This is a genomic window from Burkholderia crassaminum, assembly GCF_964265005.1.
Classification (GTDB): Bacteria; Pseudomonadota; Gammaproteobacteria; order Burkholderiales; family Burkholderiaceae; genus Burkholderia.
The window spans coordinates 2,553,245-2,568,940 of record NZ_OZ183800.1; the positions used below are offsets into that span (position 1 = coordinate 2,553,245).

Genomic DNA, 15,696 nt, shown 5'->3' on the forward strand with positions numbered 1-15,696 from the left:
CCCTGACGCCGCGCGGCACGACGTGCCCTTTTCCGGTATCCCTTATCATGTCGACCAGGAAATTTGCGACTAGGGATCGACCATGTTTACAGGAATTGTCCAGGGTGTTGCCACCATCAAGACCATCGCCGACCACGGGGAACTGAGAACCTTCAGCATCGAATTCCCGGAGCGGTTTACCGACGACATCGAGATCGGCGCCAGCGTCTCGGTCGACGGCGTCTGCCTGACCGTGACGACCATCCATTCGCCGGAACTGATCGACTTCGACGTGATGCTGCCGAGCCTGAAGATCACCACGCTGGCCGACCTCGCGACGGGTGCCCACATCAACGTGGAGCGGGCCGCGAAGGACGGCGCGGAGATCGGCGGGCATCCGCTGTCCGGCCATGTCGACTTCACCGGGACCATCCGGCACATCGCGACGTCCGAGCATAACCGGATGGTGCGTATCGGCGTGCCGGACGCATTCAAGCGGTACGTGTTCGCGAAGGGCTATATCGCGATCAACGGCTGCAGCCTGACGGTGTCCGACGTCAACCGCGACGAAGGCTGGTTCGACGTCTGGCTGATCCCCGAAACGCGCCGCGCGACGACCTTCGATGCGAAGGGCGTCAACGACACGGTCAACATCGAGATCGAGCGCAGCACGCAGGTGGTCGTGGACACGATCCGGGAATCGGTCAAGGAAACGCTCGGCGAACTGAACGGCGTCGTCACGGCGTTGCTGGCGGAAAAAGGCATCGATATCGAGGAACTGCTGGCGCGCCATGTCGCGCGCCTGCCGAAGCAGTAACGGATGCCGGCGTGCTAGGGCCTGTTCCACCCGCCCGCGACCGGACACGGATCGGGTTCACCCGATGACATCGACGCCACGATAAAGCGTTCGATGTCGCCCGCCACGTGTTCGGGCGTGCCGTCGCTCGCGAACCGCCTGCAGTTCAGGCGCATGAAGGCCGGGAACCGATCGCGGATCTTGCGCATTTCGTCGGCTTCGTTCGCGTTCAGGTACGGCCGGGACATTTGCCGGGCCACGATCCGTTTCGCGCAGCGTTCGAGATCGAACGCAGGCAACAGGAGCGCGGTGAACCGGTCCTCCTCGATGTCACGGCGAAGTGCCGGATAAGCCGGCGCGACATCGTCCGGATACAGCATGAAACCGGACGACACCGCGCAGATCGTGGGCGCCGGCACGTCGCGCCTGAGTTGCTCGTACAGCCGGACGTTGTGCGACGCATACTCGGCATGGCCGCGATCGCGGATGAAATCGCCAATGTTCCCGTGCGCGGCCAGGAAGCACTGATCCACATCGACGAACCGCCAGTTCAGGCGCGCCGCGACAATCGCCCCGACCGTGGTCTTGCCGGCGCCGCCCGGCCCGATCAGATGTACCTGCAACGACACGCTCCCCGTCCGATATCGCATGCATCGCGCTCCCGGAGAAGCCGCAACGAATCCGCCTTCCGCGCCCGCCTCACTCCGCCTGCGCACCCTTCCCCACCGCCACACGCTGCGCACGATAAATCCCCGCGTGCCCGGAGAACAGATACGCAACGACACACGCGACGATCGCATACACGCCGATATCCGCGCCGAACAGTTCGATCGCCATGATCGTCGACGCGATCGGCGTGTTGGCCGCGCCGGCGAACACCGCGACGAAGCCGAGCCCCGCGAGCACCGGCACCGGCAGCGCCAGCACCTGGCCGAGCGCGTTGCCGAGCGTCGCGCCGATGTAGAACAGCGGCGTCACTTCGCCGCCCTTGAACCCCGACGCGAGCGTGACGACGGTGAACGCGAACTTGCCCGCGAAATCGTAGAGCGGCAGCGGGCCGTGGAACGCCGCTTCGATCGTCGGGATGCCGAGGCCGAGATACTGCGGCACGTTCAACGCGGTGGCGGCCGCGGCGACCAGCAGGCCGCCAAGCACCGGCTGCAGCGGCGCATAGCGGACGACGCGGCGGAACCACGCGGTCAGCGCATGCGTCGCAAACGCGAACAGCCGCCCGACCACGCCGAACGCCATGCCCGCGACGACCGTCACGGCCAGCCCCGTCGCCGATACGGCCGGCACGAACGGAATCGCATAGGCCGTGTGATGCACGCCCCACGCGCGGCAGACGACGTCCGCGACGATCGCGGATGCGACACAGGTCAGCAGCGCGTCATAGCGCACGCGCCCGATCGCCAGCACCTCGAGCCCGAACACGGCGCCCGCGAGCGGCGTGCCGAACACCGATGCGAAACCGGCCGCGATGCCGCCCATCAGCAGCACGCGGCGATGTTCGCGATCGAGACGAAACACGTGCGTGATGCGATCGGCGAGCGCGCCGCCCATCTGCACGGCCGTGCCCTCGCGGCCGGCCGAGCCGCCGAACAGGTGCGTGACGACGGTCGCGACGAGCACGAGCGGCCCCATCCGTTTCGGCACGAGCGCCTTCGGGTCGTGAATCTCGTCGATCAGCAGGTTGTTGCCGCGCGCGACGGACTGGCCGAAGCGATGGTAGATCCAGCCGGTCGCGAAACCGGCCGCCGGCAGCCCCCACAGCAGCCACGGATGCGCAACGCGCGTGCCGGTGGCCCAGTCGAGCGCGATCAGGAACAGGGCGGAAGCCGTGCCGGCCAGCGCGCCGAGCAGGGCCGAGAGCGCGAGCCAGCGGCACACGTAGCGCACGGTCGCGAGAAGATCGGCAGAAGTCGTGAAGAACATGATTTCCAGATTCGACGGAACATCAAAACCTGGGCGGCAGAATACCGCATGGACGGCCTGCGACCTCCTGACGACCCAGGAACACGCAGGCATCATCAGCCGGGCTGACCGGCGGTTGAGGGCCGCACCGCGCGCGCAACGCGCCGCGTACGACCGCAGGGAGGCATGCCATCTCCGCTGGCCGCCATTGTACGCGACGCCCCGCGCCGCCCGCAATGCGGCCGCCGGCGCAGCGGAACGGGGCGGCGTCGCGCGCCCCTCGAGCGCCCCGTCAGTCGCGCAGCGGGCGCGTGATGCGCGAGATCAGTTGGGGGGCGATCCGTTCGAGCGGCAGGATCGCCGACGCCGCCCCGATCGCCGCGGCCGCCTTCGGCATCCCGTAGACGGCGCTCGTCGCCTCGTCCTGCGCAATCGTGTAACAGCCCTTCGCGCGCATCGCCTTCAGGCCGAGCGCGCCGTCGCGCCCCATGCCCGTCAGCAGCACGCCGAACGCTTCGCCCTGCCAGCCGTCGGCGACGCTGTTGAAGAACACGTCGATCGACGGCCGGTACGGTGTCTCGACCGGATGCCGCGTATAGCCGAGCACGCCGCGCGGCGACAGGTACAGGTGGTCGTTGGTCGCCGCGAGCAGCACCTCGCCGGACTGCGGCACGCTGCCCTGTCGCGCGACGCGCACCGGCAGCCGCGTATAGCCGTCGAGCCACTCGGCCATCCCGAGCGCGAACGCCTGGTCGACATGCTGGACGATCACGATGGCCGCCGGAAATTCGGCCGGCAGCGCGCGCAGCAGCGCGGTCAGCGCGGTCGGCCCGCCCGCCGACGCGCCGATCGCGACAAGCGTCGGCTGGCCGCGCTCGGGCGTCGGCCCCGGCGGCACGAGCGTCGTGGTGCGGCTTTCGAGCAGCCGGCCGATCTGGTCGATCTTCGCGAGCAGCGCCTGCGGCGACGCGTCAGTCGACAGCCCGAGCGCGAGCGTCGGCGTGTCGACCGCATCGAGCGCGCCTGCGCCCATCGCCTCGTAGACCGACGACGTGTTCGCGCTGACGCTCGCCGTCACGATCAGGATCGCGCACGGCGCGCGCGCCATGATCCGGCGCGTCGCCGCGACGCCGTCGACCTTCGGCATCACGAGATCCATCAGCACGAGATCGGGCGGATGCGCGACGCAGAAATCCACCGCCTCGTCGCCGTCGGTCGCGACCCACAGCACGCGGTGGTCCGTGCGCAGCGCGATCACGCGGCGCAGCGCCTCCACGGCGAGCGGCAAGTCGTTGACGATACCAATGTTCATCCTCGCGCGTCCCCGATCAGGTCGTGCACGGCGTCAAGCAACGCCTCGTCGTGGAAGCTGCTCTTCGCGAGGTAGTAGTCGGCGCCCGCATCGAGCCCGCGACGGCGATCCTCGTCGCGATCCTTGTACGACACGATCATCACCGGCACGCGCTTGAGCATCGGATCGCTCTTGATCAGCGTGACGAGCTCGATGCCGTCCATGCGCGGCATGTCGACGTCGGTGACGACGAGATCGAACGCATCGCTGCGCACCGCGTTCCAGCCTTCCATCCCGTCGACCGCGACCGTCACGTCGTAGCCGCGCTTTTCCAGCAGCTTGCGTTCGAGCTCGCGCACCGTCAGCGAATCGTCGACGACGAGCACGCGGCGGCGCCGGTCAGTCAGCGCGAGTTGCGGGTCACGCGTGAGTCGCGCGAGCTGCCCGCCGCGCACGAGCTTGTCGACCGAGCGGATCAGGTCCTCGACGTCGACGATCAGCACCGGGTCGCCGTTCTCGAGCAGCGCGCCGGCCGCGATGTTCTGGATCTTGTGCAGGCGGCTGTCGAGCGGCTGCACGACGAGCATCCGCTCGCCGAGGAAGCGGTCGACCGCGACGCCGTACAGCTCCGGCTCGGCGCCGACCACCACGACCGCCGTGCTCCCGCGAGCCGCGTCGGGCTCGCCCGCGTCGAGCAGCTGGTGGGCGGCGACGAGGCCCGCGCGCCGGCCGTCGAACGGGAAATGCGGCTGCCCTTCGAGCACGTCGATATCGTCGTGTGCGAGTTCGAGCGTGCGGCGCACGTGGGCGAGCGGGAATGCATACGGCTCGCCCCCGACCTCGACGAGCAGGCTGCGGATCACCGACAGCGTGAGCGGCAACTGCAGCACGAAGCGCATGCCCGCGCCCGGCTCGTTGAAGATCCGCACCGCGCCGCGCACGCCGCGCACCATCTCCTGCACCGCGTCGAGGCCGACGCCGCGGCCCGACACGTCGGTCACCGCATCGCGCATCGAGAAACCCGGCAGCAGCAGGAATTCGAGCAGCTCGGGATCGGACAGCCGCGCGGCTGTCTCGTCGTCCGTCAGGCGCTGGCGCACGACGGCCGCGCGCAGCGCGTCCATGTCGACGCCCGGACCGTCGTCGATCACGCTGACCAGCAGCGAGCCGGCGCTGTGGCGCGCCTCCAGCGTCACGCTCGCCTCGGCCGGCTTGCCGCGGGCACGCCGCGCGTCCGGCGAATCGACGCCGTGGTCGATCGCGTTGCGCAGCAGGTGGCCGAGCGGCGCGTCGAGCAGGTCCAGGATGTCGCGGTCGACCTGCGTGCTCTCGCCGACGATCGAGAACCGCACCTGCTTGCCGAGCGAGCGCGCGAGATCGCGGACGATGCGCGGGTACGCACGCGTCGCGTCGCCGAACGGCCGCATCCGGCATTGCAGCGCCTCGTCGTACAGCTGCTCGGCGATATGGGTACTGCGCCGCTCGAAGCGGTCGAATTCGTCCATGCGCTCGGCAAGCGAACGCTGCAGGTCGTTCAGCATGTGCCGCACTTCGTTCATCGACGCGAGCATGCCCGAGTCGAGATCGTCGGCGAATTGTTCGTACATCAAATCGAGCGAGCGGGCTGCGTCGCGCTGCGCGCGCTTCACACGCAGCATCGATTCGGCGAACGGCTTGAGCCAGCGCGATTCAACCAGCGATTCGCCGGACAGGCTCAGCAGCCGGTTCAGCGTATCCGCGCGCACGCGGCGCATCGCGCCGGCGCCGGCCACGCGGCCGGCCTGGGCGGGATCGGGCACCGCGCCCGATACCGCAAGCGGCGGCACCGCGGCACCGGCCCCGACAGGCTCGTTCGCGGCACCGTCGTGCTCGCGATACGGTACGACCGACGGCGGCGCCGGCGGCGGGACGGCGCCCGGCGCCTGCATCGTCTGCGCGCCGTCGGCACCTGTGAGCGCCGCCGCGAACACCTCGATCTCCGTCTGCGTCACGGGCTGCGCCTGCGGATCGCCGACGCGCACCAGCAAATCGACGCCCGCCAGCAGCACGTCGACGTGCGTGGCCGTCAGCGCGATCGTGCCGGCCTGCGCGGCGACGAAACACTCTTCCATCCGCCCCGCGATGTCGACGCCAAGCGGCACGCCGACGATGCGCGCGGCGCCCTTCAGCGAATGCGCGGCGCGCATGCAGGCCTCGAGCGCGACGGAATCGGGCTCGCCCGATTCGAGCGCGAGCAGCCGCTCGGACAGCGCCTGGGTCTGCGTGCGCGTTTCCTCGCGATACAGCTCGAGCAGCGACAGGTGGCTCAGATCGTCATCGCCGCTCATCGCATGCTCCGTGTGACGGCGTCGAACAGGCGGTCGTCGTCGAGCAGGCCCACCGACTTGCCGCGCCACGACAGCACACCGCGCGACAGGCCGGCGCTCGCGCGCCCGACCGTTGCCGGAACCGGCACCCAGTCGGATGCGCCGAAGCGCAGCACGCCCTCGACTTCGTCGACCGGAAACACGACCGGGTCGCCCTGGTGCGCGGCCACCAGCAGCCGCGTGAAGCGGCCATCATCGCCGCCGGTGCCGCCCTTGCCGGCGTCGAGGCCGAGCAGCGCGCCGATCGAGATCGCGATGCGCAGCGTGCCGCGGATGTTGACCACGCCGCGCACGGCCGAATTGCGGCGATACGGCAGCGAATGGATCGGACGCGTGCCGGCGATCTCGCGCAGCACGCCGATCGGCAGCGCGAGCCATTCGCCGGCCACGCGGAACGCCAGCGCCGCATGGCGCGTATCGGCGTCGGCGTCGGCGTCGTGCACGTGCGGCGCGCCGGGCGCGCTCATCCGGCGCGTGGTGTCGGCCATCTCGGCCCCGTCGAGCGGGCGCTCGAGCAGCTTCGCCGCGTGATACGCGTACACCGGGCAGTTCAGGCAGCGCAGGCAGTCGTTCAGCCGCTCGCACGTGCGGTCGCCGCGCGTGCCGATCCGGTTCCAGCAATCGTCGACGTCGATCGTCGTCTCGTCAATGGCAGCGGCGGCGCGGTTCATGAATTCCTCTGGTCATCGCTGTGTCGGTCCCCAACCCGTAGTCTTGTCAGCCGGCCGAGCGCCGTGCGCGCTCGAGCAGCCATTGCGCGCCCGCGCGATCGCCGCCGACGTCGAGCAGCGTCGCAAGATGGGTCAGCGCTTCGTGGTGCGTGGGCCGCAGGTACAACGCCTTCCGGTAGAAGTCGCCGGCTTCCGCGGCACGCCCGCGCGCATCCGCGATCAGCCCGTTCAGGTAGAACGCATCGGCATGCGGCCCGACGCGTGCCGAGAACTGCGCAAGCACGCGCTCGGCCTCGTCGAACGCGCCGGCATTCGCAAGCGCCTGCGCATCTTCCAGCGTCGGCGCGGCGCCTTCGGCAACCGGTACGGCCGGCGCAACCGGTGCGGCCGGTTCGACCGCCACTGCCGACAGGTCGGCCCGTGCGTCGAACGCGGCCGCGCGCATGGCGGGCGGCGGCACCGTGAACGGCTGACGCGCGTCGCCGAGCCAGGCCGGCGGCGCGACCGCCAGCACCGGGCGCGTCGCCGCGAGCGGCGCGACCGTGAAGCGCTCCGCGCGCCGGTACGGCGCCGTCGCCACGGACAGCGGCGCCGCCGGCCGGGCCGCATATGCGTCGGACACCGCGGCGGCGGGCTCGCGATGAAACGCGAATGCCAGCGGCACGCGCGCCGAGCGCATCCCGTGCCGCATCGCGACGCCCGTTTCGGCCGGCCCGACGAACAGCATGCCGTCGTCGGCAAGACGCTCGTCGAGCGAGCGGATCACGCGATCCTGTGCGTCGCGATCGAAGTAGATCAGCACGTTGCGGCAGAACACGAAATCGTAGCGAATGCCCGTGTCCACAGCCGGTTCGACGAGGTTCGCCTGACTGAACTGCACGCATGCCCGCACGCGATCGTCGAGCAGCCAGCCATCGCGGGTCGGCGTGAAGTGCCGCGCACGAAACTCCGTCGCGGTGCCGCGGAACGCATTGCGCCCGTAGCAGCCGAGCCGGGCGTGCTCGATCGCGCGCACGCTGAGGTCGATTGCGTCGATCGTGAAACTGGCCGGGTCGAGCCCCGCGTCGAGCAGCGCCATCGCCGCCGAATACGGCTCCTCGCCCGTCGAGCACGGCGCGCTCAGCACGCGGATCACGCGGCCGGGCAGCGCGGCGAGCCGTTCGACCGCGAGCCGCGCGAGCGTCGCGAAGGCCTCGCGGTCGCGGAAGAACCAGGTCTCGGGCACGACGAACAGCTCGATCAGCGCACGCCGCTCGTCGGCCGACGCGTTGAGCTGCTGCCAGTATGCGTCGAGCGCGTCCTGCGTCACGGGCGGCCGCGCCGCCGACGGCAGGCGCTCGCCGTCCGCCTGCAGCGCATGCACGCGCTCCGTCAGCGCGCGGGTCATGAAATCGTTGCCGAGCGAATCGGGGTCGATGCCGGTCTCGCGCAACAGCCAGCCGTGAAATCGCGATTCGGACTCTTTCATGCGAACTCTCCCCCATGGCCCGGCAGGCCGCCGTCGAACAGATACAGGCGTGCAACATCGTCGATCAGGTCGGCAACCGATACCTGCTGCACGACGCCATCGGGCGTGTTCGCGACGAGCCCGAGCCAGCGCGTGCGCGCGGTCGAGATGCCGCTCGCGCGAAACGCCGCGCGATCGATCCGCATCGTCTGCGTCGCGCGCTCGACGATCAGCCCGATCGTGCGCTCGCCGCCTGCCTCGTCGGCACGGTAGCGGACCATCACGAGCCGCGTCGAGCGCAACGCATGCGCGCGGCGCCCGAGCGCCAGCATCGGCACGTCGATCACCGGCACCGGCTGGCCGCCGCGCATCAGCAGCCCGGCGATCCATTCGGGGGCGCCGGGCACGGCCTTCGTGACTGCGAGCGGCAGCACCTCGCCGATGCCGGCCGCGTCGAGCGCATAGCGTTCGCCGTCGAGCTCGAACATCAGGAACAGCGCGTGTGCACCGTTCTGCGTATCGGCGCGCGTCACGCGTCGACCTTGAAGCGCGACACGCTGGTACGCAACTGGTTCGCCACCAGCGTCAGGTCGTCGATCGCCTGCGACGACTGGCGCAGCGATTCGGCCGTCTGCTGCGCGGCCTCCGACAGCTGCGACAGCGCCTGTGTGATCTGCTCCGCGCCATTCGCCTGCGTCTGCATCCCTTCGTTGACCATCTGGAAGCGCGGCGCAAGCGTCTGCACCTCGGCGATGATCTGCGACAGCTGCCCGCCGACCTGCTGCACGTCGAGCATCCCGCGGCGCACTTCCTCGGAGAACTTGTCCATCCCCATCACGCCCGCCGACACCGCCGACTGGATTTCCTTCACCGTCTGCTCGATGTCGTAGGTCGCGACCGCCGTCTGGTCGGCGAGGCGGCGGATCTCGGTCGCGACGACCGCGAAGCCGCGGCCGTATTCGCCGGCTTTCTCGGCCTCGATCGCCGCGTTCAGCGACAGCAGGTTGGTCTGGTCGGCCACCTTGGTGATCGTCGCGACCACCTGGTTGATGTTCAGCGCCTTCTCGTTGAGGATCGCGAGCTTCGCGTTCACGGAACCGGCCGCGTCCATCACGCTGCGCATCGTCTCGCCCATCCGCGTGAGCCCGCTCTGGCTCACGCCCGCGAGCGTCGCCGACTGCTCGGCCACGCCGGCCACTTCGTTCATCGTGCGCACCAGGTCGCGCGAGGTCGCGAAGATTTCGCGCGAGGTCGCGCCGATCTCGGTCGTCGTCGCCGCGGTTTCGTTCGCGGTCGCCTGCTGCTCGCGCGACGTCGCCGCGATCTCGGCGACCGACGTCGTCACCTGCAGCGACGACTGCTGCGCACGCGCGACGAGCTCGGTCAGTTCGTCGGCCATCCGGTTGAAGCCCGTCTCGAGCGTGCCGAATTCGTCGCGGCGGCGCAGGTCGAGTCGGCGCGTCAGGTTGCCGGTACGCATCACGTCGTGCACCTCGACGAGCCGCGCCATCGGTACGGTTACCGAACGGAACAGCATGTAGCCGAACCCCAGCGCGGACAGCAGCATGACCGCCAGTGCGGTCGCGAGCACCGCTTCGGTGTCCTGCACGGATTCGCGGATCAGCTTCGCCGACTGATCGGCGAACTTGCGGTTTTCCTGCACCAGGATATTCGCGTTGCGCACGACCTCGGCCCATGCGGGCTGCACCTTCGCATACGCGGCAACCGCATCGTCGCGCGATTGACGGTGCCGCTGCACCGCTTCGTTCAGCAGCGGCAGGTAGTGGTCGTAGGTGCCCCGGAAGGTCGCGAAGCGCTGCCGGTCGTCGTCGCGAAACATCGAGTTCTGGTACTCGACCGACAACGAATCGACGTCCTTCGCCGAATCGGCGATCTTCGCGAGATCGCGCTGGATGTTTTCGGAATCGGTCTCGACGAACGTCGCCTGCTGCAGCAGCATGAATGATTCATTCACCGCGCCGCGCAGCGACGACGCGAGGTAGACGCCAGGCAGCGAATCGCGCTCGATGCTGACGGCTTCGCTGTTGATCGCGCGCAATCGCTCGTAGGACACGCCGGCTGTCACCAGCATCAGCACGAACAGCACGCCGAAGCTGAGCAGGATGCGATTGCCGAGCGTCAGCCGGGCAGCGCCGATCGTCGGATGCAGGCTTTCATTGGTCGCGCGGGGCGTCACGGTGGCCATGTTCGTTATGGGCTTTCTAAAATCAGCGTTGAAAAAATCCGCACCCGCCTGCGCGCCGGACGGCGCGCCACGAGCGCATCGGGGTCTGCGGGCAGCGCGGCGCCGGCAGGCCGCGCCGCGAAATCACCGCTCCGCTTGCGCCGGCAGCCGAAGCGCGACCATGAAGCCGCGCGCCGTATTGCGCATCAGGATCTGGCCGCGATGCCGCGCCGCCGTCGCGCGGACGAACGCGAGCCCGAGGCCGAAGCCGCCGCGTGCCGCGCCATGCGCGGATTCGAGCTGCACGAACGACTCGGTCGCGGCCGTGCGCTGCTCCGGCGCGATCCCGGCGCCGGTATCCTCGACGCCGATCAGCCATGCACCGTCCTCGCTGCTCAGCGTGCAGTGCACGTCCGTGCCGGCCGGGCCGTACTTCAGCCCGTTGTCGATCAGGTTCGCGACCGCGCGCGTCAGCATCATGCGGTCGCCCATCGTCACGCACTCGGTGTCGGGCACGTGCGCGGCGACCCGGCTGCCGAGCCCGGCCGCCTTCTCCCACAGCTGGTCGACGGCGTCGAGCACGATCTCGTTGAGACTCACGACCTCGTGCGCGCGGCGCTCGGACTGCGCGCGGGTCAGGTGGATGAAGCCGTCGGCAAGCGCGAGCGCGCGCCGCGCATGGCCGGCAATGCGTTCCATGATTGCCGGCATCTCGCCGTGCTCGGACCGGTAGACGTCGAGCAGCGCGAGGATCGACGTCTGCGGCGAACGCATGTCGTGCGACAGGAAATCGAGCGCCTCGTCGCGCTGCCGGGACATCAGGTACGAATTCGAGTGATAGCGGATACGTGCGGCCAGCTCCATCGCGTCGGGGAGCTTCACCAGATAGTCGTTCGCGCCGGCGATGAACGCCTCGCGCTTGACGATCGGCTCCTCCTTCGCGGACAGCACGATGATCGGCACGCGAGCGGTGCCGGCGTCCGCACGCCACGCGCGGACGAGATCGAGGCCATCGATCTCCGGCATCACGAGATCCTGCAGGATGACCGTCGGCTTCACGTCGCGCGCGACCGCCATCGCCCGGTGCGCGTCAGTGCACACGTGCAGGTCGATGTCGTGTTCGCTGCGCAGCGCGCGGCGGATCACCTCGCCGACGAACGGTTGATCGTCGACGAGAAGAACCGACAACCCCGATTCAAGACAATCCGAGGCATTATCACCGCTCGATTCTTTCATAAATACAGTTTCAAACGCCGATTCTCCAATCGATTCTTTCATAGGAGTTGTTTATCAGACTTTGGACGCTATCTTAATTCGACGGTTGAAAAACCCGCCTGATTCCGCCGACTTGGCCTGTCAGCACCGCCTTGCAGGGCTCCGGACGCCGATTTCTCCCCGTTGGCGGCCGCATTACCTCCGCATCCTTTCTCTCAATAAACATAACCGGCTGATTCTAAATGAAATTAGAACACAGCATCTATCTCCTTCCGGTTTAGTTTTGCCAAATATGCAGAAAGAGACGGAATCAGTTAAATCAGATCATTTCCGGATTCGAAAGACGATAACGTTTGCGAGACCAGCGCCATAAGGTTTGCATGCGCTGCAAGGCTGGCTCCCCGCTGCATTTGGGGCCGGATGGAAATACGTCGAATCGGCGGGTGTGAGAAACGAAAAAAGCGCGCCGGGCAACGATCGCCCGTGCGCGCTTCGGGCCGGCTGGCACCGGCCGCTCGATGGCGGGATGACGCTGGGGTGCTGCCTTACCCGCGCGCGTGCTGGGCGGACACTTCCTGCAGGTCGAGGTCGCGTTCGAGCGCGTGCAGCATTTCGTCGTGGATGCGCCCCGATCGGTGCAGGCGCAACAATTCCACGCGCCCGGCCTTGATCGCGGCCAGCACGACGTCGTAGTGCGCGGTACGCACTTCTGCCGGGTATGCCGGCTCGTCCTTCGCCCGCTCGGTCAATTCCGCGCGATACGTGTACTGCTCGAGCAGGCGCGGATGGATCACGACCCCGTTCTCGTCGCGTACGAGCGGCTGGATCGCCGCGAGTTGCGCAGCCTCGACGTACGCCCACGTCTGCGGCTCGGTCAGGTGATGCGCCGCGCGCTCTTCACGCTGCGGCAGGCGCAGCAGCCGGATCAACGGCCCGATCGTCGTGCCCTGCAGCAGCACGGTGACGAGGATCACCGCGAACGACGCGACCAGGATCACGTCGCGGCCGGGCATCGCCTCGGGCAGCGACAGCGCGATCGCCAGCGTGACGACGCCGCGCATCCCGGCCCAGCTCATGATCGTCGCGGCCTTCCAGTCGGGCGCTTCGCCGCGCCGCGCGATCCCGCGCACCGGCCACTTCAGCATCTCGACCGCGTAGATCCACACGAAGCGCGACACGATCACCGCCGCCAGCACCGCGAGCATCGGCGGCACCATCGTGGCAAGCACCTGCTCGAAGCCGCCGAGCCGGTGGATCGCACCGCGCAGCGACAGCCCGATCAGCACGAACACCATCGCTTCGAGCAGGAACACGATGACCTGCCAGAACGCGGTGCCGCGCGTGCGCACGGCCGCCGAGAACACCTCGTGCTGATGCCAGCCGATGATCATGCCGGCCGTGACGGTGGCGATCACGCCGGACACCTCGACCATTTCACCCGCGATATAGGCGATCCAGCCGGCAATCACCGCGACGGTGATCACGAGATAGTCGTCGTCGAGCTGCTTCAGGAACCACACGACGAGCTTGCCGACCGCGAAGCCGATCGCCACGCCGCCGAGCCCGAGCTCCGCGAAGCGCACGACCGCGTGCTCGACGCTGAACGCGCCGGTGAGTGCCGCCGCGACCGCGAAGCGAAACAGCACGAGGCCCGCCGCATCGTTCAGCAAGCTCTCGCCTTCGAGCAGCACCATCAGCCGGCGCGGCAGCGCGACGCGTTCGAGCACGGCCTTCGCGGCAACGGCGTCGGGCGGCGACACGATCGCGCCGAGCGCGAAGCACGCGGCCCACGGCAGTGACGGCGCCACCCAGTGCACGGCGAAGCCGACCGCGAACGTCGTGAACACGACCGCACCGATCGCCAGCAGCAGGATGCCACCGACGTTGCGCTTGAACTCCTCCCACACCGAAAAATACGCGCCGTCCATCAGCAACGGCGGCAGGAACACCAGCAGCACCAGTTCGGGATCGAGATTGATCGGCGGCAGGCCGGGGATGAACGCGATGCCGATGCCGCCGACCAGCAGCGCGGCCGCGGGCGGCAGCCGCAGCCGCTTGGCGAGGCATTCGAGCGCGACGATCGCGAGAAATGACAACAAAACCAGCTTGAATGCCGAGACGGGAGACATGAATCGACCTCGTGAAGAATGAATTCGCGCGTTCCGGCGTCGTACCCCGGTCGGCAGTTTCGCGCGATTACATCACGAGGCGAGTGCCGCAGTCGAGCGCGTTCTGGCGCGCCGCCACGCGGTGCGGGCACGATGCAAGCCAGGCGCCGGCCCGCTGCGCGCAACGCCATGAAAAACGGCACGCGGGCCGGCCCGATCGCCTGCCCGCGTGCCGTCGCGGCACCGCGCTGCCCGCCCCGCGTTACCGGCGCCGCACGACCATCAGCCGCGGCTCGGTCATGTCCTCGATCGCGTAGCGGATCCCTTCGCGGCCGAGGCCCGAATCCTTCACGCCACCGTACGGCATGTTATCGACGCGGAACGACGGCACGTCGTTGATCACGACGCCGCCGACCTCCAGCTCGTCCCACGCGCGCTGCGCATGCGTGAGCGAATCGGTGAACACGCCGGCCTGCAGCCCGAAGTCGCTGTCGTTCACGCGCGCGAGCGCATCGTCGAACCGGTCGAACTTCTCGAGGATCGCAACGGGGCCGAACGCCTCCTTCCGGTACAGGTCCTGCTCGTGCCCGACGTTTTCCAGCAGCGTCGCCTCGAACATCGCACCGTCGACCTTGCCGCCCGCGACGATCTTCGCGCCCGCCGCGACGGCCGCGTCCATCCACCCCGACAGCCGGCGCGACTCCGATTCGGAAATCATCGGGCCGACGAACGTCGACGGATCCTTCGGATCGCCCATCTTCAGCGAACGCGTCTTCGCGATCAGCTTCTCGCGCAGCGCGTCGTACAGGTCGGCATGCACGAGGATCCGCTGCACGCCGATGCAGCTCTGGCCCGACTGGTAATACGCGCCGAACGCGAGACGCTCGACCACGTAGTCGAGCCGGTCGCGTTGATCCGCATCGACGATCGCGGCCGCGTTGCCGCCTAGCTCCAGCACGACTTTCTTCTTGCCGGCCTTCTCCTTCAGCGCCCAGCCGACCGCCGGCGAGCCCGTGAACGACAACAGCTTGAAACGCTCGTCGGTCGTGAACAGGTCGGCGCCGTCGCGATGCGCGGGCAGCACCGAGAACGCGCCCTCCGGCAAATCGGTTTCCGCGAGTACCTCGCCGATGATCAGCGCGCCGATCGGCGTGCGGCTCGCAGGCTTCAGCACGAACGGACAGCCGGCCGCGAGCGCGGGCGCAACCTTGTGCGCGGCGAGGTTCAGCGGAAAGTTGAACGGCGAGATGAACGAGCACGGGCCGATCGGCACGCGCTTCACGTACCCCGTATAACCCTGCGCTCGCGCGGAGATTTCGAGGTTGATGATCTCGCCGTCGATGCGCACCGATTCCTCGGCGGCCACGCGGAACGTGTCGATCAGCCGCGTCACTTCGCCCTTCGAATCGTTGATCGGCTTGCCGGCCTCGATGCAAAGTGCCTCGGCCAGTTCGTCGAAGCGCTCGCGAAAACGTGCGACGCAATGGTCGAGCACGGCCTGCCGCTTGTAGGCCGGCAGCTCGCGCATCGGCTTCGCTGCGTCGACTGCCGCGCCGATCGCTGCGTCGATGGCCTTCGCATCGGCCAGCGCGACGCGCGTCGCGACCTTGCCGCTGAACTTGTCCGTCACTTCCAGATCGGTGTTCGCGTAAACCGCCTCGTTGGCGAGGTAATACGGGTAGGCTTCCTTCAACATGGAACGACTCCTTCCGGTGGACGGGGAA

The 15,696-nt window shown here is 68.5% G+C and carries 12 protein-coding genes and 1 riboswitch; of the genes, 1 reads left to right on the plus strand and 11 read right to left on the minus strand.

The features are described 5' to 3' along the window. Positions 1–82: 82 nt before the first annotated feature. On the plus strand, positions 83–796 hold the full coding sequence (locus ACPTTF_RS28410; protein ID WP_423369116.1) for a riboflavin synthase subunit alpha: 714 nt from the start codon (positions 83–85) through the stop codon (positions 794–796). Between the two features lie 14 nt (positions 797–810). Here ACPTTF_RS28410 and ACPTTF_RS28415 read toward each other — a convergent pair whose 3' ends face one another. The 11 genes from ACPTTF_RS28415 to ACPTTF_RS28465 all read right to left on the minus strand — a co-directional run bounded on the left by ACPTTF_RS28415 (position 811) and on the right by ACPTTF_RS28465 (position 15,668). Next, the gene (locus ACPTTF_RS28415) at positions 811–1,518 is read right to left on the minus strand and encodes a shikimate kinase (RefSeq protein WP_423369117.1); all 708 of its coding nucleotides are present in this window, start codon (positions 1,516–1,518) and stop codon (positions 811–813) included. Continuing rightward, on the minus strand, positions 1,475–2,710 hold the full coding sequence (locus tag ACPTTF_RS28420; protein ID WP_423369118.1) for a voltage-gated chloride channel family protein: 1,236 nt from the start codon (positions 2,708–2,710) through the stop codon (positions 1,475–1,477). Before ACPTTF_RS28420 ends, ACPTTF_RS28415 begins: the two co-directional genes overlap by 44 nt. A 79-nt stretch (positions 2,711–2,789) precedes the next feature. Next, positions 2,790–2,895: riboswitch (Fluoride riboswitch) on the minus strand. A gap of 86 nt (positions 2,896–2,981) precedes the next feature. Further along, a complete protein-coding gene (locus tag ACPTTF_RS28425) occupies positions 2,982–4,001 on the minus strand; it encodes a chemotaxis response regulator protein-glutamate methylesterase (protein WP_423369119.1) in 1,020 nt (339 codons plus the stop codon). Continuing rightward, positions 3,998–6,307 (minus strand): hybrid sensor histidine kinase/response regulator, encoded by a 2,310-nt coding sequence (locus tag ACPTTF_RS28430; protein ID WP_166954276.1) that lies wholly within the window; start codon positions 6,305–6,307, stop codon positions 3,998–4,000. Before ACPTTF_RS28430 ends, ACPTTF_RS28425 begins: the two co-directional genes overlap by 4 nt. After that, on the minus strand, positions 6,304–7,017 hold the full coding sequence (locus ACPTTF_RS28435) for a chemotaxis protein CheW (RefSeq protein WP_423369120.1): 714 nt from the start codon (positions 7,015–7,017) through the stop codon (positions 6,304–6,306). Before ACPTTF_RS28435 ends, ACPTTF_RS28430 begins: the two co-directional genes overlap by 4 nt. 46 nt (positions 7,018–7,063) lie before the next feature. After that, positions 7,064–8,485, minus strand: a complete 1,422-nt coding sequence (locus tag ACPTTF_RS28440) for a CheR family methyltransferase (protein WP_423369121.1) — start codon at positions 8,483–8,485, stop codon at positions 7,064–7,066. Beyond that, positions 8,482–8,997: a chemotaxis protein CheW gene (locus ACPTTF_RS28445; RefSeq protein ID WP_166954282.1), complete on the minus strand. Its 516-nt coding sequence runs from the start codon at positions 8,995–8,997 to the stop codon at positions 8,482–8,484. Before ACPTTF_RS28445 ends, ACPTTF_RS28440 begins: the two co-directional genes overlap by 4 nt. Then, the gene (locus ACPTTF_RS28450; RefSeq protein ID WP_423369122.1) at positions 8,994–10,670 is read right to left on the minus strand and encodes a methyl-accepting chemotaxis protein; all 1,677 of its coding nucleotides are present in this window, start codon (positions 10,668–10,670) and stop codon (positions 8,994–8,996) included. Before ACPTTF_RS28450 ends, ACPTTF_RS28445 begins: the two co-directional genes overlap by 4 nt. Before the next feature lie 123 nt (positions 10,671–10,793). Continuing rightward, a complete protein-coding gene (locus tag ACPTTF_RS28455; RefSeq protein ID WP_423369123.1) occupies positions 10,794–11,927 on the minus strand; it encodes a hybrid sensor histidine kinase/response regulator in 1,134 nt (377 codons plus the stop codon). Between the two features lie 482 nt (positions 11,928–12,409). Next, complete coding sequence (locus ACPTTF_RS28460) at positions 12,410–13,993, minus strand: Na+/H+ antiporter (protein WP_166954288.1); 1,584 nt, start codon at positions 13,991–13,993, stop codon at positions 12,410–12,412. A 241-nt stretch (positions 13,994–14,234) separates the two neighbouring features. Further along, positions 14,235–15,668: an aldehyde dehydrogenase family protein gene (locus tag ACPTTF_RS28465; protein ID WP_423369124.1), complete on the minus strand. Its 1,434-nt coding sequence runs from the start codon at positions 15,666–15,668 to the stop codon at positions 14,235–14,237. Between the last annotated feature and the right edge of the window lie 28 nt (positions 15,669–15,696).

What these genes read in the sequence shown, in the direction of transcription:
- ACPTTF_RS28410 (WP_423369116.1), top strand. Translation starts at nt 83, where the DNA reads ATGTTTACAGGAATTGTCCAGGGTGTTGCCACCATCAAGACCATCGCC.
- ACPTTF_RS28450 (WP_423369122.1), bottom strand. Translation starts at nt 10,670, where the DNA reads ATGGCCACCGTGACGCCCCGCGCGACCAATGAAAGCCTGCATCCGACG.
- ACPTTF_RS28465 (WP_423369124.1), bottom strand. Translation starts at nt 15,668, where the DNA reads ATGTTGAAGGAAGCCTACCCGTATTACCTCGCCAACGAGGCGGTTTAC.
- ACPTTF_RS28440 (WP_423369121.1), bottom strand. Translation starts at nt 8,485, where the DNA reads ATGAAAGAGTCCGAATCGCGATTTCACGGCTGGCTGTTGCGCGAGACC.
- ACPTTF_RS28455 (WP_423369123.1), bottom strand. Translation starts at nt 11,927, where the DNA reads ATGAAAGAATCGATTGGAGAATCGGCGTTTGAAACTGTATTTATGAAA.
- ACPTTF_RS28425 (WP_423369119.1), bottom strand. Translation starts at nt 4,001, where the DNA reads ATGAACATTGGTATCGTCAACGACTTGCCGCTCGCCGTGGAGGCGCTG.
- ACPTTF_RS28435 (WP_423369120.1), bottom strand. Translation starts at nt 7,017, where the DNA reads ATGAACCGCGCCGCCGCTGCCATTGACGAGACGACGATCGACGTCGAC.
- ACPTTF_RS28430 (WP_166954276.1), bottom strand. Translation starts at nt 6,307, where the DNA reads ATGAGCGGCGATGACGATCTGAGCCACCTGTCGCTGCTCGAGCTGTAT.
- ACPTTF_RS28460 (WP_166954288.1), bottom strand. Translation starts at nt 13,993, where the DNA reads ATGTCTCCCGTCTCGGCATTCAAGCTGGTTTTGTTGTCATTTCTCGCG.
- ACPTTF_RS28420 (WP_423369118.1), bottom strand. Translation starts at nt 2,710, where the DNA reads ATGTTCTTCACGACTTCTGCCGATCTTCTCGCGACCGTGCGCTACGTG.